We start from the raw sequence: 1,559 nt of genomic DNA on the forward strand, positions 1-1,559 counted from the left end.
GGGATAAGTATTAGACGATATATTCTTCTTAGAAGATTGTATTTATCAACGGAAGATTTGACGAATGATAGAAAGATAATTGATATCGCATTTGATTACGATTACTCTTCGCAAGAGGCTTATAGTAGAGCATTTAAAACTGTTTTTGGTATAACCCCAGGAAAATTCCAACTTAACAAAATACCGGTTCAATCATTTATTAAACTCTCAATCAATGATGGCAAGGAGTGGGATAGAATGAATTTTTCTAGAAAAATTGAAGTTAATCAGTTACGGAATGCGAAGAGTGAGCTGTTTGATAAAGATGTACTAAACATATTAAATGGTCAATTTATGTATGAAGAATTTAAAAGTGAAAGACTAATGGGGGAGTCTGATTACGCTCCATTTAATGAAGCTATGTGTGTAAATGCGACTACCGCACAGATTTTTGATGATGAGTTTATTAAAACAAGGGCAGAAGGACATCAAGGTACTGTAGAAAATTATATGAAAAAGGTTATTCATCCTTTAGAGAATCTTTTTAAGAAAGAGTATAAATATATCGTTTTATGGTTTGGTGAGGATATGTTTTGCCAAATGAATCTACTTACCGTACTTTCTTACCTTGAACAGTCTGATTATAAGGGAAAAGTATACTTAAATAGCTTCAGAGAGGATGAATTTAAAGTAAGTCAAATTGAACTTGAATTAGGGAACTATTTTTCTGTTTACAATGAAGTTCTAGTAAATCATAAAAAGCCATCTCATGAGATACTACCTGTAATGTATCAGGCGATAGATTTATATTTAGAGATGCTAAAAGAAAATAATGTAGTAGTAAAGTATATCTCCAAAAATAAAGATTTACCAACACAAGAGTTACTAAAAAGGTTGTTTAATCTTTTTCCAACAATAGGATATGGGGACCTACAATATATAGAGCTTATTAATAAAGCGAGATAAAGATTCAATTTGTATTGAATAAAAAAACAATAAAAAATGCACCTATAAGGACAGATGCATTTTTTTATTTATATTTGTTTAAGTAATTCCAATTCCTCTTCTACAAATGCCATTAATTCTTTTATTGTCTCACTAGAAAAATCAAAACGAATTCCAGCTGCTTCATATACCTCTGGTAAGGATTCAGAGCTACCTAGAGATAATGCTTTTTTGTAATTTTGTAGTGCTTGTTTAGGATTCTCTTTGTATTGTTTATACATTTGCAATGCACCAAGTTGCGCGATTGCATATTCAATATAATAGAAGGGTATTTCGAATATGTGTAGTACAGGTAACCAGCCAGTTGCTATCCAGTTTTCATAACCTTCAATATTTACCACATTCGATTGGTAAGTGTTATGTAATTCTAAATATTTTTCATTTCTTTCTTTAGCAGTATGATTTGGATTTTCATACATCCAATGTTGGAATTGATCAACGATAAGCATTTGTGGTAAATACTTAACAATATCTTTAAAGAAATCTAATTTTGCTTTTATAAATTCTTCTGTATTCTCATAAAATGTATCCCAATACTCCATCGAAAACAATTCCATTGTCATGCTGGCTAGCTC

General features: G+C 30.6%; 2 protein-coding genes. One reads left to right on the top strand and one right to left on the bottom strand.

What is annotated here, in order from left to right; translation table 11 throughout:
* Positions 1 to 945 (top strand): helix-turn-helix domain-containing protein (locus AC1DTM_RS25890; RefSeq protein WP_477001227.1); only part of this gene is annotated, 945 nt, incomplete at its 5' end.
* 68 nt (positions 946 to 1,013) lie between these two features.
* Here the strand turns inward: AC1DTM_RS25890 and AC1DTM_RS25895 are convergent.
* Positions 1,014 to 1,559: M3 family metallopeptidase (locus AC1DTM_RS25895; protein WP_477001228.1), on the bottom strand; the 546-nt coding region annotated here is incomplete at its 5' end.

The sequence above is a fragment of the Bacillus sp. P4_D3 genome, from assembly GCF_056401855.1.